The sequence below is a fragment of the Micromonospora sp. CA-246542 genome, assembly GCF_050942905.1.
GTDB lineage: Bacteria > Actinomycetota > Actinomycetes > Mycobacteriales > Micromonosporaceae > Micromonospora.
The window spans coordinates 6,816,056-6,842,123 of sequence record NZ_CP192040.1; the positions used below are offsets into that span (position 1 = coordinate 6,816,056).

Consider the following 26,068-nt stretch of genomic DNA (forward strand, 5'->3'; position numbering starts at 1 on the left):
ATGAGCAAGTACATCGACTTCCACGATCCCCACAATCGGGACACCTACGTCGGGCGGTCCGCGGACCCCGCCTGGTCGGCGCTCTTCGCGCGACTCATGCGCCCGGAGGGTCGGTTGGTCGCCGACCTGGGATGCGGCGGTGGCATCTACACCAAGGCGATCGCGGGCATGGCACCGCAGCTGGTCGTCGGGGTGGACTCGTCGCACCTGTCACTGGAGTCGGCCCGGAGCTACTGCCAGGGAGTCGACCGCGTGTCATTTCTGCTGACCGACGCGGAGGCCGTGGGCGCGGCGGACGACGTCTTCGACGGAGTCGTCGAGAGAGCTCTCATCCACCACCTCACGACGTTGTACCGCAACTTCCGGGAGGCCCGCCGCATCCTGAAACCCGCCGGCCTGCTCTGGGTTCAGGACCGCACGGTGGACGACGTCCTCCTACCGCCTTCGGCGGAGCACATCCGTGGCTACTACCTCGCCTTCGACGAACGGCTGAGGGCGACCGAGATCGAACGCCGGCGACGAGAGCCGGATGTCACGGCCGCTCTCCTGGAGGCAGGCTTCCGGCTTGTCAACAGCAGCAAAGTCTGTGAGCTGCGCAAAGTGTTCCGCGAACCGGGCGAGTTGTACGAGGAGATCGTCCTGCGGCGCGGCCGGTCCCTGCTCCACGCGCTCGACGACCGGCGTATCCGTCAACTAGCCGACTACGTCGTCGAGCGGATTCCTCGTTGGCCGGCGGTCGAACGGGACACCTGGACGGTCTGGATCGCCGAAAAGTAGACGCTGTCATGACGCGTCGAGGTAGGTGTTCTGCTTCAGACCCGCATCCCAGAGAATCTTGATCTGCGACGCGTACAGCGTGTAGGTGGGGTTGCCGGGTCGCACCACGTAGGAAACCGTCGCCTGGTCGGCCTCGTTCTCGTGCAGGTAGTGCTGCACACGGATGAGGGAATTCTCCGACAGCCGGTTCACGTCGATCGCGATGAAGGCCATGGGCATGATGCGGTCCGAAACCGCGAACTGGATATTTCCGCTGTCCCGCAAACGGATGTAGAGATCCTTGAAGAGGTTTGCCTGATTCAGGTACCGCTGCTGACTGTGGCGCTCGGAGTCCGAGTACCTCATCCGCCGAAACCCTTCGAGGACGTCGAGGTCGCCCACGTTGAGCACCAGGAAGCGCACCTGCACACGTCTGTTCAGCCCGGCGAACAGATCCTTCGCGGCCACGAAGCCGGTCAACGTCGTACCACTGATGAAGACGTCGTGACGCGCCGACGCCACAGCGGTTCTCCAGTCGAAGGTGTGGCGTTCGACGAACTCGACGCCTATTCCCCGGTGGGCGAGCGTCCTCGCAATTTCCTCGGTACTCCTGGTCAGCACTCTCCATCGACTGCTGAAGAGAATGAAGAAGTCAATGACGATCATCGCCAGGAGCGCTTCAATGAAAGTGAGATGCAGATTTTGTTGATTGAGGACTTCGGTGACGACCACCGCAGTCAGCGCGAATATCGCCTGAAGGGTGATGAATGCCGCGTCCAAGAACCTCAGAAGCCTCTTCATCGCCACTCCCCGAAACGGCCGAGTCGATGGAATTCACGTGTGCGGCGCCGCCCGGACACCGAAGCTCATAGAGTTACCACAGTTAATGCGATGATCGCAACCAGTAGAAATTTCGTCTCTTCTGCAAGCCTCACGCAGAGCTTGACGGCGGAGAAAAAGCAGCGCGCCGGGGACCGTACGGTCCCCGGCGCGCTGCTACGCACGAGCGGTGGCGGCGGGATTTGAACCCGCGGAGGGCGTAAACCCTCACACGCTTTCGAGGCGTGCTCCTTAGGCCACTCGGACACGCCACCGCCGACGAGGGTACAGGACCCCGGGTTCGGACGCCGAACCGGTATCGCCCGAGCCGGCCTGGCAGGATCTTTGCCATGAGTACGCACATCGGCGCGAAGCCGGGCGAGATCGCCGAGCGGGTCCTGATGCCAGGTGACCCCCTGCGGGCCAAGTGGATCGCGGAGACCTACCTCGAGGGCGCGACCTGCTACTCGACGGTCCGGGGCATGCTGGGCTTCACCGGCCGCTGGAACGGCGTCGACGTCTCCGTCCAGGGCTCCGGCATGGGCATGCCGTCCGCCTCCATCTACGCCCACGAGCTGATCAACGAGTACGGCGTGAAGACGCTGATCCGGGTCGGCTCCTGCGGCGCTCTCAGCACCGACCTGCAACTGCGTGACGTGGTGGCGGCGATCGGGTCGTCCACCGACTCGAACATGAACCGGATGCGCTTCGACGGTCTGATCGACTACGCCCCGGTGGCCGACTTCGGGCTGCTGCGTACCTCGGTCGAGGTGGCCGAGCGGCGCGGCATCGCGATGCACGTCGGACCGATCCTGGCGGCGGACGCCTTCTACACCGACCGGCCGGACCTCTACGACACGCTCGCCGACTACGGCGTGCTGGCGGTGGAGATGGAGTCGGCGGCGCTCTACACGATCGCGGCCCGGTTCAAGGCTCGGGCGCTGACCGTGCTGACCGTCAGCGACCACATCAAGACCGGCGAGAAGACCACGTCGGAGGAGCGGGAGCAGACCTTCAGCCAGATGGTCGAGATCGCGCTCGACACGATCATCGCCTGACCTTCCGGGGCGGCGCACCGCGGAGAGCGTGATGACTCACAGGCATCTTGATGCCTCACAGTCATCACGCTCTCTCGCTTACGCCGGGCCACGCCACGCCGAGCCGGGCCACGCCACGCCGAGCTGCGCCGGCCGGGCCGGGCCGGGCAACGCCAGCCCACGCCGCGCCGCGTCAGGTCCACCCGCCACCCCGCTCAGACGGCGGTGAGCGCCTCCGTCGGGGAGAGCCGGGCGGCACGGACCGCCGGGTAGAGGCCGGCGAAGCCGCCGATGACCAGGGTCGCGCCCACCCCGCCGAGCATCGCCCACGCCGGCACCACGGTCGGCCAGTCCTGCGACAGCGCGTATCCGGTGGTGACCAGGATTCCCAGCAGCACCCCGCCGAACCCGCCGAGCGCCGAGAGCAGCAGCGATTCGGCGAGGAACTGGGTACGTACCTGACCTCGGGTGGCCCCGAGCGACCGGCGCAGGCCGATCTCGGCCCGGCGTTCCAGCACCGAGATGACCATGGTGTTGGCAACGCCGACGCCACCGACGAGCAGGGCGACCGCGCCCAGGCCGAGCAGCAGCCCGGTGAAGGCGGCGTCGGTCGCCTCGGCGGCGGCAAGCGCGTCGGACGGGCGGGACACCTCCACCTCGTTCGGCGCTTCCGGGTTTGCGGTCGCGCCGAGCACCGACCGGACGGCCTCGACCTGTGACTCCTCGGCCCTGGTGTAGACGGTGCTCGGGTGCCCGTCGAAGCCCAGGTAGTCGGTCGCCGCCGACCAGCCGACCAACGCCGACGTGTCCAGCTCCGGGGCGAGCGGCACGGCAGCGAGGACACCGACCACGGTGAACCACCGCCCGCCCAGCCACACCTGCACCTGCGGATCCGCCTCGCCGACCCCCAGCCGGTCGGCGGCGGTCGCGCCGAGGACCACCGCCGGGTAGCGGGCGGTGGCCTCGTTGAGCCACGTTCCGCTGGTCACCTCGGCTCCGACGGTGCCGAGCAGGTCCAGCCGGGCCGCCCGGGTGGCGATCCCGCCCGTCTCGGCGGCCGGAATCCGGTCCGAGCGGTAGACCTTGGCGTCGGAGACCTGCCCGGTCGCGGACACCTCGGTCACCGGACCGATTCGGCCGATCATGGCCACCGACTCCTCGGGGAGCTGGGCGTCCGCGCCGAACAGGGTGTTGCCGGGTTCCACGGTGAGCAGGTTGGTGCCGAGCGCGTCGAGTGCCCGGTCCAGCTCGGCCCGGGAAGACGAGGAGATGCCGACGACCGCGATCATCGCGGCGATGCCGATCGCGATGCCCAGCGCCGACAGGAACGCCCGCAGCGGTCGGGTCCGCAGGCCCACGCCACCGACGCGCAGGACGTCCCCGGGGCCCATCCGGGCCGGGGTGAGCACCGCCATCAGCCGACCCCGCCCGTCGCGAGGACCGAGTCGTGCCGCACCGCGCCGTCCCGCATCCGTACCTGCCGGGGCAGGCTGTCGGCGATCTCCCGATCATGGGTGATCACCACGACGGTGGTGCCGGCCCGGTGCAGCTCGTGCAGCAGTTCCAGCACTCCGGCACCGGACGTCGAGTCGAGGTTCCCGGTCGGCTCGTCGGCGAGCAGCACGGCCGGCTCACCCACCACCGCCCGGGCCACGGCCACCCGCTGCCGCTCCCCGCCGGAGAGCTCGTGCGGCCGGTGCCCCAGCCGGTGACCCAGGCCGACCCGGACCAGCGCGGCCTCCGCACGGTCGCGCCGCCTCCTCAGGGGTACGCCGGAGTAGAGCAACCCGTCGGCCACGTTGTCCACCACCGGGACGCCGGGGGCCAGGTGGAACTGCTGGAAGACGAAGCCGATGCGGGTGGCCCGCAGCGCCGACAGCTCCCGGTCGGTGAGCTTCGCCGCGTCGTACCCGTCGATGAGGACGCTGCCCGACGAGGGCCGGTCGAGGGTGCCGATGAGGTGCAGCATCGTCGATTTGCCCGATCCGGACGGGCCGACGATGGCCACCAGCTCGCCGTAGCCGATCCGCAACGACACGTCGTCCAACGCGACGACGCCGCCGGGATACCGCTTGCCGACCCGGTCCAGCACGATCACGTCGCCCGTCACGCCGGCACCACCACCGTCGTTCCCTCGGCGATTCCCTCGCCGGTGACCTCCACCCGCCCGTCGGCGAACAGGCCCGTGGTCACCGCCACGATCCGGCGGGCGCCGCCGTCGACGACCTCGACGCCGTAGCCGCCCTCGGCGAGGGCCAGCAGCGCCGCCACCGGCACGGTGAGCACGTCCGCGCGCTCCGAGGCGGTGAAGGTGACGTCGACGCTGGCCTGGTCGAAGTCGGCGAGGGCTTTCGGGTCGGTCACCGCCACGGTCACCTCGATCTTCGTCTCCGCCTCCGCCGACTGGCCGTTGGCGCCGGCGGAACCGGTCTGGATGACCGTCTCGACCGTGCTGATCGTGCCGTTCACCGCCCGACCGTCCGGCAGCTTGACCGCGACCTTCGCGTCGCGCTTGGCCAGCCGCTGGTCGTCCACGTCCAACTCGACGGTGACCACCCGGCTGGTGCCGCTGTAGGTGAGCACCGCCTGACCGGGCTGGGTGACCGCGCCGACGTCGAGCTGGTGGCTCTCCACCCGCACCTCCCCGTCGGCGTACACGACGCGTCCGGGCTCCACCCGGCCCGTCTCCGCCAGGCCGAGGTCGTCCTGCCACTCACGGACCGCGTCGGCCGTCGCGCCGGTGTACTCGTCGTCGACCGTGAAGCCGTCGTAGCCGAGCGCCGCGAGGTTCCGCTCGAACTGCGTGACGTCGGCGCCCTCCACACCGGGGGCGAGCGTCCGGTACGCGGGCAGTCCGCCGTAGAGGAGCACCACCTTCGCGTTGTCGACCAGGTAGAGCGCCTTGCCCCGCCGTACCGTCGACCCCGTCGCCGGCAGCCCGGTGAGCGTGCCGCTGAGCCTCGCCGTGGCGGTACGCGTCGTGCCGTACCCCAGCTCGCCGTCGGCGGTCTCGGAGTCGGCGAGGGTCTGCCGGGTGATGGCGGCGGTGGCCGCCGAAGCGCCGGCCTGGGCGGCGTCGCCGCCGGTCTGGCCGCCGAAGCCGACCGCGGCCGCGACCAGCAGCACGACGCCACCGACGAGGGCAGCCCGCAGCCGTGCGCGTCGGGTGGTGCCGGTCACCGGTTACCGCCGAACTGCGGCGCGTACTGCCGGCACTTCTCCATGGCGGCGCGCAGCGCCGGGTCACCGAGGTCGAGCCCGTTGTCGCCCTTGGTGATCTGGATCCGCCCGTCGGCGTCCGGGTCCGGGAAGTTCGGCACACCGTTCTCCCGCATGCACTTCGCCATGGTGCGCATCTGCTCGGCCTGCTCCGGGTTGAGCTGGGGACCCTGCCCGCCGTTGGGCAGCTTGTCGCGGCACTTCTCCATGGCGGACTGCACCTTCTGCGGGTCGACGTCTTCGCCGAACCGGAACGCCGGCCGACCGCCCGCCTCCGGGTCGGGCATCTCCACCCCGTTCTCCCGCATGCACCGGGCGAACGCGAGCTGCCGTTCCGAGTCGCCCGCCGGTGTGGCGCTCGCCGTCCCGCCGTCCTTCGCCCCGCCGGCGGTCGCGACCCCGCCGCCGTCGTCCGCCGGGCCGCACCCGGCCAGTGCCAGCACGAGCAGGGCGGGGATCGCGAGTATCTGTCGCCGCATGGTGTCCGCCTCCGTTTTCGGGTCCGGCGCGGATCGCCGGACGTTGCCGCCAGTTCACGGCAGAGGGCGTATCCGGGGCGTAACCGTGCACGGTTATGCCGCCGTTACCCGCGGGCGGGGACCATGGACGGGTGAGAGTGCTGGTGGTCGAGGACGAGAACGTGCTGGCGGACGCCATCGCCGAGTGGCTGCGCCGTGAGTCGTTCGCGGTCGACGTGGCGTACGACGGGGACGCCGCGCTGGAGCGGCTCGGCGTCAACGAGTACGCCGTGGTGGTGTTGGATCGGGACCTTCCGGTGGTGCACGGCGACGACGTGTGCCGGGCGATCGTGGACGCGGGCGGGGAGACCCGGGTGTTGATGCTGACCGCCGCCGCGGCGGTACGCGAACGCGTGGCGGGCCTGGCGATCGGCGCGGACGACTACCTCACCAAGCCGTTCGCCCTGGTGGAGTTGTCGGCGCGGGTGCACGCGTTGACCCGTCGTGCCCGCCCGGCCGCACCGCCGATGTTGCGCCGCGCCGGGATCCAGCTCGACCCGGCCCGCCACGAGGTACGCCGCGACGACCGGCACGTGGCGCTGTCCCGCAAGGAGTTCGCGGTGCTCGCCGAGTTGCTGCGCGCCGACGGCGCCGTGGTCTCCGCCGAGGACCTGCTGGAACGCGCCTGGGACGAGCACATCGACCCGTTCACCAACGCGGTGCGGGTCACCATGGTGAAGCTGCGCCGTAAGCTCGGCGACCCACCGGTGATCGAGACGGTGCCGGGAGCGGGGTACCGCATCCGATGAAACGGCTCACCATCCGCGGCCGCCTGACCCTCATCTACGGTGGGCTCTTCCTGCTGGCCGGCGTGGTCCTGCTCGCCGTCACGTACGTGCTGGTGGACCAACGGACGCCCCAGCCGTTCGGGGTGAAGGTGAGCGACCTGCCGAAGGTCACCGCGACACCGCCCAAGCCGGGCAACGGGCAGAACATCGAGACGCTGCGCGCCCTGGTCGAGGAGGCGCAGACCGAGGCGAAGCGCAACGCGTTGGAGTCGCTGCTCACCCAGGGCGGCATCGCGCTGATCGTGGTGTCGGCGGTGGCCATCGCGTTCGGCTGGCTGCTCGCCGGGCGGGCGTTGCAGCCGTTGCAGCAGGTCACCGACACCGCGCGGCGGATCGCCGGGGCGGACACCGCCGGTCGCGGGCTGCACGAGCGGATCGCGCTCGCCGGCCCCCGCGACGAGGTACGCGAACTCGCCGACACGTTCGACGAGATGCTGGAACGGTTGGACCGTTCCTTCGACGGGCAGCGCCGGTTCGTGGCGAACGCCTCGCACGAGCTGCGGACGCCGTTGGCGCTGAACCGCGCGCTGGTGGAGTTGGCCGTGACGCGGCCGGACGCGGCGGAGGAGACCCGCCGGTTGGGCGAGTCGCTGCTGGCGGTCAACGAGCGGCACGAACGGCTCATCGACGGGCTGCTGACCCTTGCCGACTCGGAGAACGAGCTGACCGAGCGTACGGCGGTCGACCTGGCGGAGGTCTGCGCGCACGTGATCGACCAGGCTGGCAAGCAGGCGCCCGACCTGCCCGTACACCGGTCGCTCGCCCCGGCCCCGGCCAACGGCGACCCGGTGCTGTTGGAACGGCTGACGTTCAACCTGGTGGAGAACGCGCTACGGCACAACCTGGCCGCCGACGGCTGGGTCGAGGTGCGCACCGCCCTGGTGGACGGACGACCCACCCTGACGGTGACCAACACCGGCCCGCTGATCGCCGGCTACGACGTCGAGACGATGTTCCAGCCGTTCCGCCGGCTGTCGCGCGAGCGGGTGGCCGGTACGCGTGGTTTCGGGTTGGGCCTGTCGATCGTCCGAGCGGTGGCCCGGGCCCACGGCGGCACCGCCGAGGCGCACCCCCGCCCGGGCGGCGGCCTGGTCGTCACGGTCACCCTGCCCGCGCCCTGACCACCCGCCTCCCCCGCGCGAGACCTCAGCGAAAGCGCGGGGCCAGCGAAGGCGCGGGGCCTTCAGCGGAAGAAGGCGCGCAGCACGGCGGCGGTCTCGGCTTCCAGCACACCGCCGTACACCTCGGGACGGTGGTTGAGCCGGCGGTCGCGCAACACGTCCCAGAGTGAGCCGGCCGCGCCGGTCTTGGGTTCCCATGCGCCGAAGACGACCGTGGAGACGCGGGCCAGCACCAGGGCGCCCGCGCACATGGTGCACGGCTCCAGCGTCACCACCAGCGTGCAGCCGTCCAGCCGCCACTCGCCGATCCGTTCGGCCCCCCGGCGCAGGGCCAGCACCTCGGCGTGGGCGGTGGGGTCGCCGGTCAGTTCCCGCTCGTTGCGCCCGATCGCCAGCTCGCCGCCGTCCGGGCCGTAGAGCACCGCGCCCACGGGAATGTCGTCGACGCCCCCGCTGGGGATCGCCGGGTCGGTGACGGCGACCTCCAGGGCTCGGCGCATCCACAGCTCGTGCCGCTGCCGTCGCCCGATCCCACCGGGGTCGGCCAGGCCCTCGCTCGCACCCGGCCCGGCACGCCGCACCGATCCGGGCGTCGGCTGGCCCGGCCGGATCATCTCCAACGATGGGTCGGTGGCGTCGGCCGGCTCAGACCTCACGCAACTCCTCGACCTCGTCGGCGCAGCCGAGCACCTCGCAGATCTCGGCGGTGACGTCCGCCGGCAGCATCCCCTCGTGGCCGCAGAGCGTCAGCAACTTCTGCGCGGAGATGCCCAGGTTGGCGAGCAGGTCGGCGTCGCCCACCGGATCGGCCTCCGGGTCGACGGCGGGCTGCTCGCTCTCCTCGTCGCCGCTGGCGGCGGGGCGCGGCTCGTCGTCGCCGTCGAGCCCGGTCACCGACGTCTTCAGGTCACCGACCAGCAGTTGACCCAGCCGGGACTCCTCGGCGTACGCCGAGTCCGATCCGAAGACCCGCAGGTCCTCGCCCTCGTCGAGACGCAGGATCACCAGGTACGCGTCGTCGGCCTCGACGAAGAGCAGCGAGGTGTCGGCTTCCAGGTCGACATCGCGCAGCCGGTCGGCGACCTCGTCGATGTCGGTGGCACCCCGAAGGTTGACCTCGGACGCGGTCCAACCACTGTCATCACGCACCACGGCCGCAGCGAAGTACGACACGGTTCCCCCAAAAGCCCTCGGCACAGCGCCGACTCGTCAAGGGTGCACGTTAGCCGGTCGGGTCGGCAGGCGACCGGTCAACGCCCCGAGACGCCGGCCAAACCTGACAAAGTCGGATCAGCCAGCTACCCGACGGCGGGTGGCGATGAGTTGGCGTAGACGCTCGGTGCGCTGTCGCTGCGGCCGGCTGCGCTGGCGTACCGCCCGTGCGCCCGCCAACTCGGCGAGCAACTGGAGGCGGCGGCGGTTGCGATCCGGGTCCTGCCGCGGGGTGGTCCAGGCCATAGTGCCGAGAGTGCCGAGTCTCGGCGGCCACGTCAAGACGGCGTTCGCTACGCAGCCAACCGGGCACGCGGCGCAGTCGTCCACGCCCTGATCCGGGCCGGTCCGGGCTCGCTCACCACAGCGGCCAGTCACCGCTCGTGGCCCAGCGCACGGCCACCACGGCGGCGGCGATGCTCCAGCCGCCGGCGGTCACGATGGCCACTCCGGTGGCCACTCCACGGTCGCCGTACCGCACCAGCGCCAGGGCGGTCGCCCAGGCGAGCAGGCCGGCCACAACCGTCCACCACGCGTAACTCACCACGTCGGTGCCGAGGAGCCCGAACAGCAGCAGCCAGGCAGCCGCGGCACCGCCGCCGGAGGCGACCCCAGCGCCGGTCACCGGGTGCGGTTCGCGGTAGGTCGGTCTGGCCGGTGGCCCGGCCGGGAAGAGCCCCGACGGGGTACGCGAGGCCGGCCGCGCGGAAGCCGGGTCCGGGACGGGGCCTTCTCGGGCGATGCTCACCGGCTGCCCTCCCTCACGCGCGTCGCTCGTCCCCACGGTACCGGTCTGTCAGGATGGCCGAATGCCCTCGCCGACGATCGGTCGCCGCGTGCGTCCGGCGTACCCGATCCTGTTGCTGCTCGCCCCGGTGCTCGCCGCCGGCTGCGCGACGACCCGGCCCGGGGTGCCGCCGGACGGCGTCGCCGCGCCGTCGCCGTCGGCGGTCTGGGCGACCGGGGAGCAGCCGGCGGCCCCGACGGTCGCGCCGACCACAAAAGCCCCGGCCAGCCCGACGCCGTCGTCGGCCAAGCCGTCGCCGAGCGCGCCCCGCGCCGGGGTCCGGCACGTCTTTCCGGTACGCGCCGACAACGTGGACTATCACACGACGCACGGTGCGTACCCGGCGACGGACGTGTTCGCGAACTGCGGTGAGCCCTTCGTGGCGGTGACCGACGGCAAGGTGCTGGAGGTGAGTCGCGTCGACAGGTACTCCAAGAGCGGGCCGCAGGGCCCGGACAACGGCGGCCTGTCGGTGTCGCTGCTCGGTGACGACGGGGTGCGCTACTACGGCTCGCACCTGAGCGTCGTCTCGTCCGGCGTCGAGGCGGGGGTCCGGGTGCGTGCCGGCCAGCAACTCGGCAAGGTGGGCCGGACCGGCAACGCCAACAACGTCTGTCACGTGCACTTCGGGATCTCGCCGCCGTGCGCCGGTAAGGACGGGTGGTGGATCCGGCGCGGCGTGATCTGGCCGGCGCGCTACCTGGACTCGTGGCGGCGCGACGGCAACCGGGAACCGGCCGCCGAGGTGACCGCGTGGCAGCGCCAACACGGCTGCCCGAAGGCTCCCTGACATGGCCGCCCGGGATCCCATCGCCGACCTGCGCCGGATCGCGTTCCTGTTGGAGCGGGCGAACGAGGCCACCTACCGGGTGCGGGCGTTCCGTTCGGCGGCCACGGCGCTGGCCGGTCTGCCGGCGGCCGAGGTGGCCGAACGGGCCGGCAACGGCACCCTCACCGAACTGGCCGGCGTCGGCGACGTGACGGCTCGCTGCGTGGCGGAGTCCCTGGCCGGTGAGGAACCGGTCTATCTGCGCCGGCTGGTGGCGACCGAGGGCAGCGACCTGGATGCCGAGGCCGCCGCGCTGCGCGCCGCCCTGCGCGGCGACTGCCACACCCACTCGGACTGGTCCGACGGCGGCTCGCCCATCGAGGAGATGGCGCTGGCCGCGGTCGAGTTGGGTCACGAGTACCTGGTGTTGACCGACCACTCGCCGCGACTGACCGTGGCCCGAGGGCTGACCGCGGAGCGGCTGCGCCGTCAGCTAGACCACGTGGCGCAGGTCAACGCGGCGCTGCCGGAGGGTTTCCGGATCCTCACCGGCATCGAGGTGGACATCCTCGCCGACGGGTCGCTCGACCAGGACGAGGAGTTGCTGGCCCGACTCGACGTGGTGGTCGGCTCGGTGCACAGCGGCCTGAAGGACGAACGGTCGAAGATGACCCGGCGCATGGTGCGGGCCGTTGCCAACCCGCACCTGGACATCCTCGGTCACGTCACCGGCCGGATGGTGTCGTCCCGGCCGGCGGGGGTGACCGGCCCGGGTGACAGGGGGCACCGGGCCCGGACCCGCGCGGAGAGCGACTTCGACGCGGACGCCGTCTTCGCCGCCTGCGCGGAACACGACACCGCAGTCGAGATCAACTCCCGGCCGGAACGGCAGGACCCGCCGAAGCGACTGATCCGACGCGCCCTGGAGGCGGGCTGCCGCTTCGCGATCGACACGGACGCGCACGCGCCCGGCCAGCTCGACTGGCAGCGGTTCGGCTGCGAGCGGGCCGCGCGCTGCGGCGTCCCGGCCGACCGGGTGGTCAACACCTGGTCGGCCGAGCAGCTCGTGGAGTGGACCCGCAACCGGGCCTGACCGGCGTTCCGTACTGGTCGGGGGCGTGGCGGTGGGTCAGCGGCGGGCGGGCTCGGCGGCCGGCGCGGCGGGCTCGACGGCGGGCGCGGCGGGCTCGACGGCGGGCGTGGCGGCGGGCGCGGCGGGTTCGACGGCGGGCGCGACGGCGGGCGCGCCCACGCCGACGACCGGTCGGGGCGTCCGACGGCCGAACACGCCCTGCGCGACCGCGACGCCCAGCAGCACGATGAGCGCACCGACCGGCTGGTGCCAGTTGAGCCGCTCGTTGAGCACCACGGCGCCGATCAGCACCGCGAAGATCGGAATCAGGTACGTGACGGTGGACGCGGTGCTCGCGCCGGCCAACCGGATGTTGCGCATGTTGATGACGAAGGCGAGCCCGGTGCCGAGCGCGCCGAGGGCCAGGACGCTCACCACGACCTTCGCCGACAGCTCGGTGGGCAGCGGCGGCGCGCCCGCGACGAACGGGGTGACGATGGCGAGCTGCGCGGTGGCGAGCAGCAACTGCACCGTGGACAGGGACAGCCCGGAGTGCGTGCTGCCCGCGATGAACCGCTTCTGGTACGGGATGGCGACGCCGTAGCAGGCGGCCGCCCCGAAGCACATCACCTGCCCGACGAAGTGCGCCCCGCCGATGCCCTCCCAGACCCCGAGCACGACGAGTACGCCGACGAAGCCCAGCCCGAGGCCGATCGCTCGGCGGACGGTCAACCGCTCGGTCCGGAACACCAGCACCGCGAGCGGCAGCACGATCAACGGCGTCGTGGCGTTCCAGATGCCGGCGAGCATCGACTCGACCCGTTGCTCGCCGTAACCGAAGAGGGTGAACGGCACGGCCACGCCGAACGCGGCGATGACGGCCAGGTGCGCCCACACCCGGGGTTCACGGGGCAGCCGGTCGCGCAGCACCGCGAGGACCACCAACAGGGTCAGCGCGCCCGCGCCGACGCGGTAGAGGGTCAGCTGCACGGGGTGCAGCTCGGCCACGCCGACCTTGATGAACAGGAAGCTGGAGCCCCAGATGGCGGCGAGGGCGAGAAAGCCCGGTAGCCAGGCCCGCAGCGGGGCCCTGTCAGGAGCGATGTCGGTGGTCACCCCTGACACTCTGCCGGAGGGGTGCGACAGAGTCGTCGGATTTTCCGCTGCTTGGACACGACAATTGACATCGACAACCGGACCGGGCGGTCACGTAGTGTCGCAGCGTGGGACGAATTGATGAAATCGCCAACCGCTACGTGGACAAGTGGGCGCCGTTGAGCCCGACCGGCGCGACCTACGTCGGCATCGCCGGCCATGACAACAAGCTCGACGACCTCTCACCGGACGGATACCGGGCCCGCGCCGACCTGACCCGCGAGACGCTCAGCGAGCTGGAGACGGCCGAGCCGCACACCGAGGCGGAGCGCACCGCCAAGGAGGCCATGCAGGAACGGCTCGGTCTGGACCTGGCCCGGTACGAGGCGGGCGAGACGACCAGCGAGGTCAGCGTGATCACCAGCGGGCTGCACGAGATCCGCATGGTGTTCGACCTGATGCCGACCGCGACGGCCGACGAGCAGGCCAACATCGCCACCCGGCTCAACGGCCTCGCCGGCGCGCTGGAGGGCTACAAGACCACGCTGCGTGAGGCGCTCGCCGACGGGCAGGTCAGCTCGAAGGTGCAGCTCATCGAGGTGGCCAAGCAGTGCGACATCTGGACCGACCCGACCGGGGACAACTTCTACCACGGCCTGGTCGAGCGGCTGGGCGCGGACGGCACCCTCGGTGCCGAGCTGCGCAGGGGCGCGGCGGCGGCCACCGCGGCGACCGCCGAGTTCGGTCAGTTCCTGCGGGCCGAGCTGGCCCCGCACGGGCGCGACAAGCAGGCCGCCGGCCGGGAGCGTTACGAACTCGCCTCGCAGTACTTCCTCGGCGCGAAGATCGACCTCGACGAGACGTACGCCTGGGGTTTCGCGGAGCTGGCCCGCCTGGAGGCGGAGATGCGGGTCGTGGCCGGGCGCATCGCCGGTTCGGGCGCGACGGTCGACGAGGCGGTGGCAAGGCTCGACGCCGACCCGGCGCGCACGATCCAGGGCAAGGAGGCGTTCCGCGACTGGATGCAGGCGCTCGCCGACAAGGCCATCGCCGAGTTGCACGGCACCCACTTCGACATCCCGGAGCAGGTCCGCCGGATCGAGTGCTGCCTCGCGCCCACCAGCGACGGGGCCATCTACTACACCGGGCCGAGCGAGGACTTTTCGCGCCCGGGTCGGATGTGGTGGGCGGTGCCGCAGGGCATCACCGACTTCTCCACCTGGCGCGAGGTGACGACGGTCTACCACGAGGGCGTGCCGGGGCACCACCTTCAGGTGGCCCAGACGGCCGTCCGGGCCGACCTGCTCAACCGCTGGCAGCGGCTGCTCTGCTGGGTCTCGGGGCACGGCGAGGGCTGGGCGCTGTACGCGGAGCGGCTGATGGACGAGCTGGGTTACCTCCAGGACCCGGGCGACAAGCTGGGCATGCTCGACGGTCAGGCGATGCGCGCCGCACGGGTGATCGTCGACATCGGCATGCACCTGGAGCTGGAGATCCCGAAGGACAACCCGTTCGGCTTCCACCCGGGCGAGCGGTGGACGCCCGAGCTGGGTTGGGAGTTCATGCGGGCGCACTGCCGGGTGCCGGACGAGAACCTGCGCTTCGAGCTGAACCGCTACCTGGGCTGGCCGGGCCAGGCGCCGTCGTACAAGGTGGGTGAGCGGATCTGGTTGCAGGCACGCGAGGACGCGATGGCTCGCAAGGGCGCCGACTTCGACCTGCGGGAGTTCCACCGGCAGGCGTTGGACCTGGGCGCGCTCGGCCTCGATCCGCTGCGCAAGGCGCTGGCCCGGCTCTGACCGGTGTTCAGCTCGTGGAACGGCGTCCCGACCCGGACGCCGTTCCACGCTGCGTCACTGCTGCGTCTGCTTGAGGCTGGGTCGGCCGGTCAACGTGTCGCAGGAGATGAAGGCCAGGTCGATCTGCGGGTCGGTGAAGGTGAGCGGCAGCGGCGAGGTGACCGGGATGCCGTCGGGGAAGGGCAGGTCCGGAGTCAGGGTGACCTTGATGCCCAGGAACCGGCCGACGAACCGGGTCGCGTAGAAGGTCACGTCACCGTCGATCGTCAGCTGGTCGGTCTCACTCAACAGCGAGCCGCTCGAAGGCCCCGTGACCAGCAACGCGAAGTCGCTGGTCACCGCCCTGCTCATGGTGAACTTCAACGCCCGCATCTCACCCTTGGCGGTGCGCAACGGCTCGACGCCCCGAAAACGCAGGTTCGTCATCACCACCTTGGAGCCGGTCAGTTTCGCCGGGATGGCGGCCACCTTGGGCATGTCCGGGTCGGCCGCCAGCTTCGGCAGCGGCTTGCCGGGCTCGACGGGCGCGGGCTTGGTCGGCTTCGGGCTGACACACGGAGCGTCGGGGGCGCGGGTGGGGGTCGCCGTCCGGGTGGAGTCGGGAGTGGCGCTACGCGTGGGCTTGGCGCTCGGGGTGGCCGACTCGCTGGCCCGGGCGGTGCCGCTGGTGGGCTCGTCCGTGGCGGCGGCCTTGCCGGACGTTTCCGTCTTGTCGTCGTCACCGCCGGTCAACAGGTCGCCGATCCCGTCGACGATGCTGCTGATCAGATTTCCGTCCGGCTTCTCCGTCGTGGCGCTGGGGCTCGGACTCGGGCTCGCGTTGGGCGGGGAGGCGGGCGGCGTGGTGGGCCGGGCCGACGATGTCGGGGTTGGGCAGGAGGGCGCCGCCGCTCGCACCGGCGACGCGCCGTCGACCGTCGTCAGACCCGCGCTGGCGAGGCTCATCAGGAGCAGCGTCACCACGTACGTCTTCGGGTCGCGGGCCACCGTCGACCGGGGCTGCGACGGTCCCGGCTCCACGACGGGCGGTAGCTCATCGGTGTCGCGCGCGTCCGTCTGCTGGTTCGGGGCTGGCTCGCGCAGCACGCTGCGTGGCTGCGGGATGATGTCGGTGAGCGGCCCGGTGACCTCGTCCGGGAGTTCCCTCGCCGGCAGAAGCTCGTCGACGAGCGGCGCTTCGTCGGCGGTGTCGCCGTCCTCGGCCTGCTCGTCGTCCGGCTCCTCGGCGGCCGGGGCCACCGCCGCGGACTTCTTGACCGGCACCCAGGCGAAGCCGAGCGCGCTACCGACCATTCCCAGCAACATGCCGATGAAGAACCCGCCGAGGTTGACTCCGATCAGCGAGTAGACCGCGGTCACCGCGCCGACGATGGCATAGAAGATCCGCTGCGCGGGGCTGAGCCACATCAGGAGGCCGCAGGTGACCAGGATGGTGGGGATCAACCAGGACAGGAAGCCGGTCGGTCCCATCTGCAGGGTCAGCCCGGCCAGGCTGACCTTGGTGGTGCCGAGGATCTCCACTCCGGCCAGGAGGGTGAAGAGGCCGCCCCAGAATGGCCGGGACCGCCGCCAGCGGCGGAAACCGCGCCAGGCCTGACCGACACGGCCGGGCTGCGCGCGATGAGTGGCGGTCGACACGTACGTCCTCCTGGGGTGAAAGGGGTGGGCAGGACCGAGGCTCGCGAGGGGCGCCCCTCGCGAGCCTCGGCGGCGTCAGCTCAGAAGCATTCCTTGGCCTCAGCGCCGACGTTGACCTTCAACTTGAGGCCGGTCAGCGTGAAGGTGCCGGCGGTGGTGTAGCGGGCGACCTGCTCAAGGTCCTTGATGTTCACGTGCGCGGCGTCCTGACCGAACGAGCCGGCCGGAGCCGGGCCGAGGTCACTGGCGTCCTTACCGATGTTGATGTCGGTGAACTCCGCGTCACCCTCGAGCGACTCCATCGCGATCAGCAGGTTCTTGGCCACGGCCTCCTTGCCGGGGGCGTCGCCGGCGTTGATGGTCAGCACGATCTTGGGCAGGCCGGGAATGGAGGCGTCGACCGACTGGCACAGCTTGGTCAGGTGAGCCTCGCCGATCTCCGACATGGCCACCGGGACGATCTGGCCGTCCTTGGTGGTCACGATGCCGCCGTACTGCTTGAAGCCCTTCCCGTCCAGCTCGGAGGCGGAGATCTTGAACGGCTTGCCGGCGACGGTGATGTTGGCGGCGATGGCGCCGTTGGCCATACCGAAGACGATGCCGCCGGCGGCGACCGCAGCGGGAACCATCATGGCGGCGAAGCGACGCCAGCGGGTGCCGCCGTGGGCCTGACGGGTTTCCGAATCCTTCACGGGTCCTCCTCGAACCGGGGGTCACCGATCGCAGTCGCGACTCGGGACTACGGGAAAGCACGTGGCCGCTGCGTCCCGCTCCGGGGGATGGTCGGCGGATCGCGCAGTGTGCGGATTGGATGCTCTCGCGAAGCGACGTACCTCACAAGGGCGCTGCTACTGGCCGGTAACCCGCGCTCCGCGTCAAGATCTCCGACCGTCACCGTCGGTCAGATCTGCGCCGCCCCACTCCCGCTACAAACCCATTAAAAATGGGGCGGATGACTCCAGAATCTTCACCAGCGGTAGTTGCTGCACAGCATTGTTACATTTACGTAACGCCGGGCTGAAAAGCCGCTGAAGACGATCCTGGCCTCATCCGTACGGCTGAGCCTGCTACGTCACCCCGCCTCGGTGAGCCAGTCGGTCAGCAGCCGGTGGTCGATCGAGTCCACCCGGCCGAGCCGGCGACCTGCCGCGACCCGCTCCCGCAGCTCCTCCCGGGTGAACCAGCGCGCCTGGAGCAACTCCACGCCGTCCACGCGTACTTCGTCTGACGTCGCCGTGGCCCGGAAGCCCACCATCAGCCCGGCGGGGAACGGCCACGCCTGCGACCCCCGGTAGGTGACGTCGGTGACGGTGATCCCGGCCTCCTCGGCCATCTCCCGGCGGACCGCGTCCTCCAGGCTCTCGCCCACCTCCACGAAGCCCGCCAACGTCGAGTAGGAGTCCTCGGACGCACCCGCGTGCCGGGCCAGCAGACAACGCCCGGCCGAGCCGGGCGCCTCGACCAACACGATGATCGCCGGTTCGATGCGGGGGAACAGCAACCGACCGCACTCCGCGCCGGAACAGGTCCGCACGTGGCCACCACCACCGACGACGGCCACCGCACCGCACGTGCCGCAGTAACGCTGCTGCCGGTGCCAGTGCAGCAACCCCCGGGCGTACGCCTGGGTCGCCGCGCCCGCCGGGTCGAGCCGCCCGACCAGCGCCCGTACGTCGACGGCGCGCGCCGCCCCCGCCATCTCGACGGCGGCGGCCTCACCGAGACCCGAGAGGTCCACGGCGAACACCGCGACGTCCCCGTCGAGCCCCAGGAACACGGTCTCCGCGGCAGCCGACCGGACGAGTGACGCGCGGTCGGCCGTCAGCCGGACCGGACCGTCTCCGTCGACGAGACAGCGGTCCCGCCACAGCGGCAGCACCACCGTCGCCGGGTCGTCGAGCAACGCGTCCAGCCGAGCCGGGTCGGTCCGTAACGCGCCCGCCCGGTCCAACCAGCCCCCGCCGTACGCCAACACCCGCTCCGCAGCGTCCACCCCGCCACCGTGCCACGCCCGTCCCCGAGCGCGGACACCGACCCACGCCCCCGCGACACGCCGGACGACACGCGGTAGCAGCACCGAACGGGCACAGCCCGCGCGGACGGCCGGCCATTGGTTACCGTGGTGTCCTCCGGGAGGGGGGACCTCCCGCGGCACCTGGCGATCGAGGTTGCAGTGACGCTGTACGGCGACAAACGTCCACCCGTCGACGATCGGCCCACCGTGCAGGTCACGGCGGTCACCTGGCCGGACGACGAGCCGGACGTTGTCACACCGGTAGCGGCCACGGCCATGGGCGAGCCGGACAACGGCGGTGGCCGTCCACGCCGCGTACGGATGCTGCTCGGCGCGGGCATCACCGGCGGCGTCCTCGCCGCCGTCGCGGGTGCCGGCGCCTGGGCGTACGCCGGTGACGTGCCCCGGGGCACCAGCGTGCTCGGCACCGAGCTGGGCGGTCGGAGCCGCAGCGCGGCCGACCGGGAGTTGCGGGCGGAGCTGGAGAGGCGGGCCGCCGCCCTCGCCGCGCCCCTGCGGATCACGGTCGGGGAGCGCACCGCCGAGATCAATCCGGCCGACGTGGGGCTGGCGGTCGACGTGGCGGCCACGGTTGCGGCAGCGGCCGAGGCCGAGGCGCACCCGGTCAGTCGGCTGGTCGGTTCCCGTACCGTCGAACCGGTCGTCACCGTCGACGCGCCCCGCCTGGACGCGGCCCTGCGCACGGCGCTCGGCGACCAGGTCCGTCCGATGACGATGCCGGCCATCTCCTACCAGGGCACCACACCCAAGGTTGTACGCCCCAAGCCCGGTCGCGCCCTCGACCCGCAGCGCTCGGTCGACGCCGTCCGGGCCGGCTGGCTCGCCGGCACGCCGGTCACCGTGCCACTTGTGGAGAGCCAGCCGGCGACCACCGCCGAGGAGGTGGACCGGCTGGTCGCCGAACTGGCCCGGCCGGCCGTCTCCGCGCCGGTCACCCTGCGCACCGACCGGGGCTCGGTGCAGGTGCCACCGTCGGTCATCGCGAAGAGCCTCCGCTTCAATGCCGACAAGGCCGGCAAGCTCACTCCGGCGGTGGACGTCAAACGACTGCGGACGGCCCTCGGCGACAAGCTGAGCGCGATCGAGGTGCCGCCGAAGGACGCCACGATGACCATCGCCGGCGGCCGTCCCAAGGTCGTCGACGGGCGTGCCGGGCAGCAGCTCGACACCGGCACACTGAGCCGCGACCTGTTGGCGGTGCTGCCGAAGCCCGACGGACGCGAGGTGACCGGAGAACTGAAGGAGACGCCGCCGGAGGTGACCGCGGAGAAGCTGGCCGGTCTGGGCATCAAGGAACGGGTGTCCACCTTCACCACGCGCTTCACCGGCGGGATGGCGTCGTCGCGCAGCCAGAACATCGCCACCATCGCCAAGAAGGTGGACGGCACGGTCGTGCTGCCCGGCAAGACGTTCTCCCTCAATGGGCACACCGGCGAGCGGGGCTACGCCCAGGGCTACAAGGACGCGCCGGTCATCCTGGACGGCAAGCTGGTGCCCGGCGTCGGGGGTGGCACGTCGCAGTTCACGACCACTCTGTTCAACGCCACCTACTACGCCGGCCTCCAGGACGTGGAGCACAAACCCCACTCGTACTGGTTCGACAGGTACCCGGCCGTCATCGAGTCGACCATCTTCTGGCCGAACCTGGACCTCAAGTTCCGCAACAACACCGAGTACGGCCTGCTCATCGACACGTCGTACACGTCGAGCTCGGTGACCGTCTCCATCTGGAGCACGAAGATCTACGACAGCGTCAAGACGGAGTACGGCCCGCGCCGCAACACCACCACGCCGAAGCTCATCCACCTTGAGCCTGGCCCGAAGTGCATTGCCAGCAACGGCATCAACGGCTTCACCCAGGACGCCTTCCGGGTCATCAAGAAAGACGGCGTGGTGGTCAAACGGGAGAAGTTCACCTGGCGGTACGACGCCGAGCCGCGCTACGTCTGCGGCCCCAAGCCTTCCTGAGCCCGCCCGTCGGTGTCGTCGGCAGACGACCTCGGCGTCATGCGCTGCTCCTGAACGCGGACCTCCGCGCGGTAGCGCGTCGCCGCCGGATGCCACATCTCCTCGAACGGCCCCATGACCTCGCCCCCGACACCGCGGCGACGACCACGCACACCCAGCCACCACAGCGCGGCCAGCACGACGCCCACGCAACAGCCAAAGACGAGAAGAATCAGTACGTCCACCACAGCCCGACCCCAAGCCCAGTAACCAACCACCACCGCCACCGAAGCCCTCACTCTGCCCCCCGTTACCTTTTTGATCGTCCCCAGCCGGGGACCCTCGGTCGCCCGGCCCGGTATGACTTCCTGCCCCTGTCGTTCGGATGATCCGGGGGGTGTTGTCGCCGGGTCGGGTGGCGTCGGCGGACCGCTGATAGGGACACGGCCACCCGTGTTGGGGTAGGTCTCTTCGTAACGTGGCTGCCGGCAGTCCGACGCCTGGACCAGCGGCCGGGGCCACGATGCGATGCGTGGAGGCGGGTGCGGTGAACGACGGATTCGGCGTCTTCTTGGGCTTAGACGTTGGCAAAGAGGGTCACCACGCCGTCGGGTTGACGCCGGAGGGCAAGCGGCTGCACGACGCGGCGTTGCCGAACACTGAGGCGCGGCTGCGGCAATTGTTCGACAAACTCGCCCGTCACGGTCGGGTCCTGGTCGTGGTCGACCAGCCCGCCTCGATCGGTGCCCTGCCGGTCGCGGTTGCCCGGGCGTGCGGTCATCAGGTGGCCTACCTGCCTGGCCTGGCGATGCGCCGGATCGCCGACCTGCACCCCGGTGCGGCGAAGACCGACGCCCGCGACGCCTATGTCATCGCTGATGCCGCCCGCACCCTGCCGCACACGCTGCGGCGGGTCGACGTCGGCGACGAAACCCTGGCTGAGTTGGAAGTCCTCGTCGGCTTCGATGACGATCTCGCCGGCGAAGCCACTCGCGTGTCCAACCGGATCCGGGGCCTGCTCACGCAGATCCACCCCGCCCTGGAACGAGTCCTTGGCCCCAAGGTCAACCACAAAGCGGTCCTTGAACTGCTGTCCCGCTGCGGCGGCCCACTCGGGCTACGCAAGGCCGGCCGCCGCAAACTGCTCTCGATCGCCGCCGTCCACGCACCCCGGATGGGTGAACGCCTCATCGAGCAGATCATGACGGCCCTTGATGAGCAGAGCGTCACCGTCGCGGGCACCCGGGCCGCGGAGACGATCCTGCCCCGCCTCGCGGACAGCCTTCGCGACATCCTGAGACAACGCGACCAAGTCGCGAAAGAGGTCGAGGGGATGCTTGATGCGCACCCTCTTGCCCCGGTCCTGACCTCGATGCCCGGCATCGGTGTCAGGACCGCAGCCCGGATCCTGCTCGAAGTCGGCGACGGCACCGCCTTCGCCACCCCCGGGCACCTCGCCGCCTACGCCGGCCTCGCCCCCGTGACCCGACGATCCGGCAGCAGCATCCGCGGCGAGCACCCACCCCGCGGCGGCAACAAGAACCTCAAACGCGCGTTCTTCCTCGCCGCGTTCGCATCCCTCGCCGACCCCGTCAGCCGCACCTACTACGACCGCAAACGCGCCGAAGGTAAACGCCACAACGCCGCTCTCATCTGCCTCGCCCGCCGCCGCTGCGACGTCCTGTTCGCCATGCTCCGCGACAAGAACCCCTACCAGCCACACCCCACCAGCCCCGTCCCCGCTTGACGAAACTCATAGGGACACCCCCCCCGCGTCCTCCCGGCGCCCCGCCCTCGGCGGGTCGATCATGAAGTTGTTGCCACTGTCGTCGGCGGGTCGAGGCACTAACTTCATGATCACCGGCGCTGGGCGGGACAGGAACCGAGGCCGGGGGCGCCGAGCGCGGGTGGGGATTTTGGTGGGGAATGCAGAAATGGCCACCCCCATCGGGGGTGGCCATTTCTGGAAGATTGTCCGGCGGTGTCCTACTCTCCCACACCCTCACGAGTGCAGTACCATCGGCGCTGGAGGGCTTAGCTTCCGGGTTCGGAATGTGACCGGGCGTTTCCCCTCCGCCATGACCGCCGTAACTCTATGAACATATCAACCATCACCAACACGGGTGGGTGTTTGTTCAGAGTTGCACAGTGGACGCGTAGCAGCTTAGTAGTCAAGTCCTCGGCCTATTAGTACCGGTCAACTGAACCCGTTACCGGGCTTACATTTCCGGCCTATCAACCCAGTCGTCTAGCTGGGGGCCTTACCCCACCAAAGGTGGGTGGGATACCTCATCTTGAAGCAGGCTTCCCGCTTAGATGCTTTCAGCGGTTATCCCTTCCGAACGTAGCTAACCAGCCGTGCCCCTGGCGGGACAACTGGCACACCAGAGGTTCGTCCGTCCCGGTCCTCTCGTACTAGGGACAGCCCTTCTCAAGTATCCTACGCGCACGGCGGATAGGGACCGAACTGTCTCACGACGTTCTAAACCCAGCTCGCGTACCGCTTTAATGGGCGAACAGCCCAACCCTTGGGACCTGCTACAGCCCCAGGATGCGACGAGCCGACATCGAGGTGCCAAACCATCCCGTCGATATGGACTCTTGGGGAAGATCAGCCTGTTATCCCCGGGGTACCTTTTATCCGTTGAGCGACACCGCTTCCACTCGCAAGTGCCGGATCACTAGTCCCGACTTTCGTCCCTGCTCGACCTGTCAGTCTCACAGTCAAGCTCCCTTGTGTACTTGCACTCAACACCTGATTGCCAACCAGGCTGAGGGAACCTTTGGGCGCCTCCGTTACCCTTTAGGAGGCAACCGCCCCAGTTAAACTACCCACCAGACACTGTCCCTGAACCGGATAACGGTCCGAAGTTAGATACCCAAATCAACCAGAGTGGTATTTCAAGATTGCCTCCACCCATACTGGCGTATGGACTTCACCGGCTCCCACCTATCCTACACAAGCTAACTCAAGTACCAATGTCAAGCTATAGTAAAGGTCCCGGGGTCTTTCCGTCCTGCCGCGCGTAACGAGCATCTTTACTCGTACTGCAATTTCGCCGGGCCTGTGGTTGAGACAGTGGGGAAGTCGTTACGCCATTCGTGCAGGTCGGAACTTACCCGACAAGGAATTTCGCTACCTTAGGATGGTTATAGTTACCACCGCCGTTTACTGGCGCTTAAGTTCTCCGCTTCGCCCCCGAAAGAGCTAACAGGTCCCCTTAACGTTCCAGCACCGGGCAGGCGTCAGTCCATATACATCGAATTACTTCTTCGCATGGACCTGTGTTTTTAGTAAACAGTCGCTTCCCCCTGCTCTCTGCGGCCATACAACGCTCCACCCGCGCGGGGCTTCACGTCTCCGGCCCCCCTTCTCCCTAAGTTACGGGGGCAATTTGCCGAGTTCCTTAACCACAGTTCGCCCGATCGCCTCGGTATTCTCTACCTGACCACCTGTGTCGGTTTGGGGTACGGGCCGCTAAGAACTCGCTAGAGGCTTTTCTCGGCAGCATAGGATCACTGACTTCACCTGAATCGGCTCGGCATCACGTCTCAGCCTCCATGTGTCGCGGATTTGCCTACGACACGGCCTACACGCTTACCCCGGCACAACCACCGGCCGGGCTCAGCTACCTTCCTGCGTCACCCCATCGCTTGACTACTACCCGCCAGGTTCCCACGCTCCCTATCATCAGTCCGAAGACCTCAAACAGTTCGGGTGGTTAGCACAACGAGGTTCATCAGGGACGCTCTTTCGCGGGTACGGGAATATCAACCCGTTGTCCATCGACTACGCCTCTCGGCCTCGCCTTAGGTCCCGACTCACCCAGGGCGGATTAGCCTGGCCCTGGAACCCTTGGTCATCCGGCGGAAGGGTTTCTCACCCTTCTTTCGCTACTCATGCCTGCATTCTCACTCGTGCCGCGTCCACAACTGGGTCACCCCGCTGCTTCACCCCCGGCACGACGCTCCCCTACCCATCCACACACCTGCACAAGGAATCAAGTCCAAGCGAGGTTAAAATGTGAATGCCACAGCTTCGGCGGTGTGCTTGAGCCCCGCTACATTGTCGGCGCGGAACCACTTGACCAGTGAGCTATTACGCACTCTTTAAAGGGTGGCTGCTTCTAAGCCAACCTCCTGGTTGTCTATGCGACCCCACATCCTTTTCCACTTAGCACACGCTTAGGGGCCTTAGCTGGTGATCTGGGCTGTTTCCCTCTCGACTACGAAGCTTATCCCCCGCAGTCTCACTGCCGCGCTCTCACTTACCGGCATTCGGAGTTTGGCTGATTTCGGTAAGCTTGTGGGCCCCCTAGACCATCCAGTGCTCTACCTCCGGCAAGAAACACGCGACGCTGCACCTAAATGCATTTCGGGGAGAACCAGCTATCACGGAGTTTGATTGGCCTTTCACCCCTAACCACAGGTCATCCCCCAACTTTTCAACGTTGGTGGGTTCGGCCCTCCACGCGGTCTTACCCGCGCTTCAGCCTGCCCATGGCTAGATCACTCCGCTTCGGGTCTAGAGCATGCGACTAAAGCGCCCTATTCAGACTCGCTTTCGCTACGGCTCCCCCACACGGGTTAACCTCGCCACATGCCACTAACTCGCAGGCTCATTCTTCAAAAGGCACGCCGTCACCCCGCAAGGCTCCGACGGATTGTAGGCGAACGGTTTCAGGTACTATTTCACTCCCCTCCCGGGGTACTTTTCACCATTCCCTCACGGTACTCGTCCGCTATCGGTCACCAGGAAGTATTTAGGCTTACCAGGTGGTCCTGGCAGATTCACGGCAGATTTCAGGGGTCCGCCGCTACTCGGGAACACCCACAGAAGGTCAACAGCTTTCACCTACCGGACTCTCACCGTCTACGGTCAGCCATTCCAGACTGTTCGACTAGCCATCAACTTTGTAACTTCTCCAACAGATGTCAGTCTGTTGAGCAGGGTCCCACAACCCCGACCACGCAACCCCTGACAGGTATCACACGCAGCCGGTTTAGCCTCAATCCGCTTTCGCTCGCCACTACTCACGGAATCACTAAATTGTTTTCTCTTCCTACGGGTACTGAGATGTTTCACTTCCCCGCGTTCCCTCCACACACCCTATGTGTTCAGGTGTGGGTGACACCACATGACTGGTGCCAGGTTTCCCCATTCGGACACCCTGGGATCACAGCTTGGTTGACAGCTCCCCCAGGCCTATCGCGGCCTCCCACGTCCTTCATCGGCTCCTGGTGCCAAGGCATTCACCGTTCGCCCTTGACAACTTGACCACAAAGATGCTCGCGTCCACTGTGCAATTCTCAACAAACAACCAACCCACAACCCAACACGCCCCACACCAAACCCGAACCAACGTTCGGCGGTATGTGAGGCCAGGCCATGCCTGGCAGACTCCCAGCCCCCACCAAGGAGGGCCGGCCAAGTCTCCGAAAGAAACAACCAAAGG

The 26,068-nt window shown here is 69.0% G+C and carries 23 protein-coding genes, 1 tRNA gene and 2 rRNA genes; 9 read left to right on the plus strand and 17 right to left on the minus strand.

Features of this window, described 5'->3' with window-relative positions; all coding sequences use genetic code 11:
- Positions 1 to 777: a class I SAM-dependent methyltransferase gene (locus ACQP0N_RS31745; RefSeq protein WP_433116242.1), complete on the plus strand. Its 777-nt coding sequence runs from the start codon at positions 1 to 3 to the stop codon at positions 775 to 777.
- A 6-nt stretch (positions 778 to 783) separates the two neighbouring features.
- Here ACQP0N_RS31745 and ACQP0N_RS31750 read toward each other — a convergent pair whose 3' ends face one another.
- Both ACQP0N_RS31750 and ACQP0N_RS31755 read right to left on the minus strand, forming a co-directional pair.
- Positions 784 to 1,557 carry a hypothetical protein gene (locus ACQP0N_RS31750; RefSeq protein WP_433116244.1) on the minus strand — a complete coding sequence of 258 codons (774 nt, stop codon included), beginning with the start codon at positions 1,555 to 1,557 and terminating at the stop codon, positions 784 to 786.
- Between the two features lie 206 nt (positions 1,558 to 1,763).
- Positions 1,764 to 1,850 (minus strand) — tRNA-Ser (locus tag ACQP0N_RS31755).
- 75 nt (positions 1,851 to 1,925) lie between these two features.
- Between ACQP0N_RS31755 and deoD the strand changes: the two genes are divergently transcribed.
- The gene (deoD, locus tag ACQP0N_RS31760; protein ID WP_334627940.1) at positions 1,926 to 2,633 is read left to right on the plus strand and encodes a purine-nucleoside phosphorylase; all 708 of its coding nucleotides are present in this window, start codon (positions 1,926 to 1,928) and stop codon (positions 2,631 to 2,633) included.
- A 194-nt stretch (positions 2,634 to 2,827) separates the two neighbouring features.
- On the opposite strand, the gene ACQP0N_RS31765 is transcribed toward deoD, so the two are convergent.
- From ACQP0N_RS31765 to ACQP0N_RS31780, 4 genes are read right to left on the minus strand one after another with little or no spacing between them, the layout of a single operon-like run.
- Positions 2,828 to 4,027, minus strand: coding sequence for an ABC transporter permease (locus ACQP0N_RS31765; RefSeq protein ID WP_433116246.1), 1,200 nt, complete (start codon positions 4,025 to 4,027; stop codon positions 2,828 to 2,830).
- Positions 4,027 to 4,710, minus strand: a complete 684-nt coding sequence (locus ACQP0N_RS31770; protein ID WP_433121894.1) for an ABC transporter ATP-binding protein — start codon at positions 4,708 to 4,710, stop codon at positions 4,027 to 4,029. The genes ACQP0N_RS31765 and ACQP0N_RS31770 overlap by 1 nt, the downstream gene beginning before the upstream one ends.
- 8 nt (positions 4,711 to 4,718) lie before the next feature.
- A complete protein-coding gene (locus ACQP0N_RS31775) occupies positions 4,719 to 5,792 on the minus strand; it encodes a peptidoglycan-binding protein (RefSeq protein ID WP_433116248.1) in 1,074 nt (357 codons plus the stop codon).
- Entirely contained in the window at positions 5,789 to 6,310 is a 522-nt protein-coding gene (locus ACQP0N_RS31780; RefSeq protein ID WP_433116250.1) for a hypothetical protein, read from the minus strand. Before ACQP0N_RS31780 ends, ACQP0N_RS31775 begins: the two co-directional genes overlap by 4 nt.
- Before the next feature lie 131 nt (positions 6,311 to 6,441).
- Between ACQP0N_RS31780 and ACQP0N_RS31785 the strand changes: the two genes are divergently transcribed.
- Together ACQP0N_RS31785 and ACQP0N_RS31790 are read left to right on the plus strand one after the other, a co-directional pair.
- Positions 6,442 to 7,098: a response regulator transcription factor gene (locus ACQP0N_RS31785; protein WP_355052581.1), complete on the plus strand. Its 657-nt coding sequence runs from the start codon at positions 6,442 to 6,444 to the stop codon at positions 7,096 to 7,098.
- Positions 7,095 to 8,258: a sensor histidine kinase gene (locus ACQP0N_RS31790; RefSeq protein WP_433116252.1), complete on the plus strand. Its 1,164-nt coding sequence runs from the start codon at positions 7,095 to 7,097 to the stop codon at positions 8,256 to 8,258. Before ACQP0N_RS31785 ends, ACQP0N_RS31790 begins: the two co-directional genes overlap by 4 nt.
- A gap of 62 nt (positions 8,259 to 8,320) precedes the next feature.
- Here the strand turns inward: ACQP0N_RS31790 and ACQP0N_RS31795 are convergent, their stop codons facing one another.
- The 4 genes from ACQP0N_RS31795 to ACQP0N_RS31810 all read right to left on the minus strand — a co-directional run bounded on the left by ACQP0N_RS31795 (position 8,321) and on the right by ACQP0N_RS31810 (position 10,218).
- Entirely contained in the window at positions 8,321 to 8,872 is a 552-nt protein-coding gene (locus ACQP0N_RS31795) for a nucleoside deaminase (protein WP_433121895.1), read from the minus strand.
- Between the two features lie 31 nt (positions 8,873 to 8,903).
- Positions 8,904 to 9,431 carry a tRNA adenosine deaminase-associated protein gene (locus tag ACQP0N_RS31800; RefSeq protein WP_355052583.1) on the minus strand — a complete coding sequence of 176 codons (528 nt, stop codon included), beginning with the start codon at positions 9,429 to 9,431 and terminating at the stop codon, positions 8,904 to 8,906.
- 117 nt (positions 9,432 to 9,548) lie between these two features.
- Positions 9,549 to 9,716, minus strand: a complete 168-nt coding sequence (locus ACQP0N_RS31805; RefSeq protein ID WP_167626078.1) for a hypothetical protein — start codon at positions 9,714 to 9,716, stop codon at positions 9,549 to 9,551.
- 112 nt (positions 9,717 to 9,828) lie between these two features.
- On the minus strand, positions 9,829 to 10,218 hold the full coding sequence (locus ACQP0N_RS31810) for a hypothetical protein (protein ID WP_433116255.1): 390 nt from the start codon (positions 10,216 to 10,218) through the stop codon (positions 9,829 to 9,831).
- Between the two features lie 61 nt (positions 10,219 to 10,279).
- Between ACQP0N_RS31810 and ACQP0N_RS31815 the strand changes: the two genes are divergently transcribed.
- Positions 10,280 to 11,047 carry a M23 family metallopeptidase gene (locus tag ACQP0N_RS31815; RefSeq protein WP_433116257.1) on the plus strand — a complete coding sequence of 256 codons (768 nt, stop codon included), beginning with the start codon at positions 10,280 to 10,282 and terminating at the stop codon, positions 11,045 to 11,047.
- Position 11,048: 1 nt separating this feature from the next.
- A complete protein-coding gene (locus ACQP0N_RS31820; protein ID WP_433116259.1) occupies positions 11,049 to 12,119 on the plus strand; it encodes a PHP domain-containing protein in 1,071 nt (356 codons plus the stop codon).
- Positions 12,120 to 12,155: 36 nt separating this feature from the next.
- Here the strand turns inward: ACQP0N_RS31820 and ACQP0N_RS31825 are convergent, their stop codons facing one another.
- Positions 12,156 to 13,214: a DMT family transporter gene (locus ACQP0N_RS31825; protein WP_433116260.1), complete on the minus strand. Its 1,059-nt coding sequence runs from the start codon at positions 13,212 to 13,214 to the stop codon at positions 12,156 to 12,158.
- A gap of 107 nt (positions 13,215 to 13,321) precedes the next feature.
- On the opposite strand from ACQP0N_RS31825, the gene ACQP0N_RS31830 reads away from it, so the two are divergent.
- Entirely contained in the window at positions 13,322 to 14,992 is a 1,671-nt protein-coding gene (locus tag ACQP0N_RS31830; RefSeq protein WP_433116262.1) for a DUF885 domain-containing protein, read from the plus strand.
- A 54-nt stretch (positions 14,993 to 15,046) separates the two neighbouring features.
- On the opposite strand, the gene ACQP0N_RS31835 is transcribed toward ACQP0N_RS31830, so the two are convergent.
- The 3 genes from ACQP0N_RS31835 to nudC form a co-directional block, all read right to left on the minus strand.
- Positions 15,047 to 16,630 carry a DUF6114 domain-containing protein gene (locus ACQP0N_RS31835; RefSeq protein WP_433116264.1) on the minus strand — a complete coding sequence of 528 codons (1,584 nt, stop codon included), beginning with the start codon at positions 16,628 to 16,630 and terminating at the stop codon, positions 15,047 to 15,049.
- Between the two features lie 80 nt (positions 16,631 to 16,710).
- Positions 16,711 to 17,262: a DUF6230 family protein gene (locus ACQP0N_RS31840; protein WP_433121896.1), complete on the minus strand. Its 552-nt coding sequence runs from the start codon at positions 17,260 to 17,262 to the stop codon at positions 16,711 to 16,713.
- Positions 17,263 to 17,702: 440 nt separating this feature from the next.
- A complete protein-coding gene (nudC, locus tag ACQP0N_RS31845) occupies positions 17,703 to 18,623 on the minus strand; it encodes an NAD(+) diphosphatase (RefSeq protein WP_433116266.1) in 921 nt (306 codons plus the stop codon).
- Between the two features lie 180 nt (positions 18,624 to 18,803).
- On the opposite strand from nudC, the gene ACQP0N_RS31850 reads away from it, so the two are divergent.
- Positions 18,804 to 20,633, plus strand: a complete 1,830-nt coding sequence (locus ACQP0N_RS31850) for a VanW family protein (protein WP_433116268.1) — start codon at positions 18,804 to 18,806, stop codon at positions 20,631 to 20,633.
- On the opposite strand, the gene ACQP0N_RS31855 is transcribed toward ACQP0N_RS31850, so the two are convergent.
- Entirely contained in the window at positions 20,606 to 20,860 is a 255-nt protein-coding gene (locus tag ACQP0N_RS31855; protein WP_433116270.1) for a hypothetical protein, read from the minus strand. The genes ACQP0N_RS31850 and ACQP0N_RS31855 overlap by 28 nt on opposite strands.
- A 275-nt stretch (positions 20,861 to 21,135) precedes the next feature.
- Between ACQP0N_RS31855 and ACQP0N_RS31860 the strand changes: the two genes are divergently transcribed.
- A complete protein-coding gene (locus ACQP0N_RS31860) occupies positions 21,136 to 22,359 on the plus strand; it encodes an IS110 family transposase (protein WP_433116272.1) in 1,224 nt (407 codons plus the stop codon).
- Positions 22,360 to 22,585: 226 nt separating this feature from the next.
- Here the strand turns inward: ACQP0N_RS31860 and rrf are convergent.
- Positions 22,586 to 22,702: ribosomal RNA gene (gene rrf, locus ACQP0N_RS31865) — 5S ribosomal RNA — on the minus strand.
- A gap of 77 nt (positions 22,703 to 22,779) precedes the next feature.
- Positions 22,780 to 25,892, minus strand: a 23S ribosomal RNA gene (locus ACQP0N_RS31870).
- Positions 25,893 to 26,068: the final 176 nt, after the last annotated feature.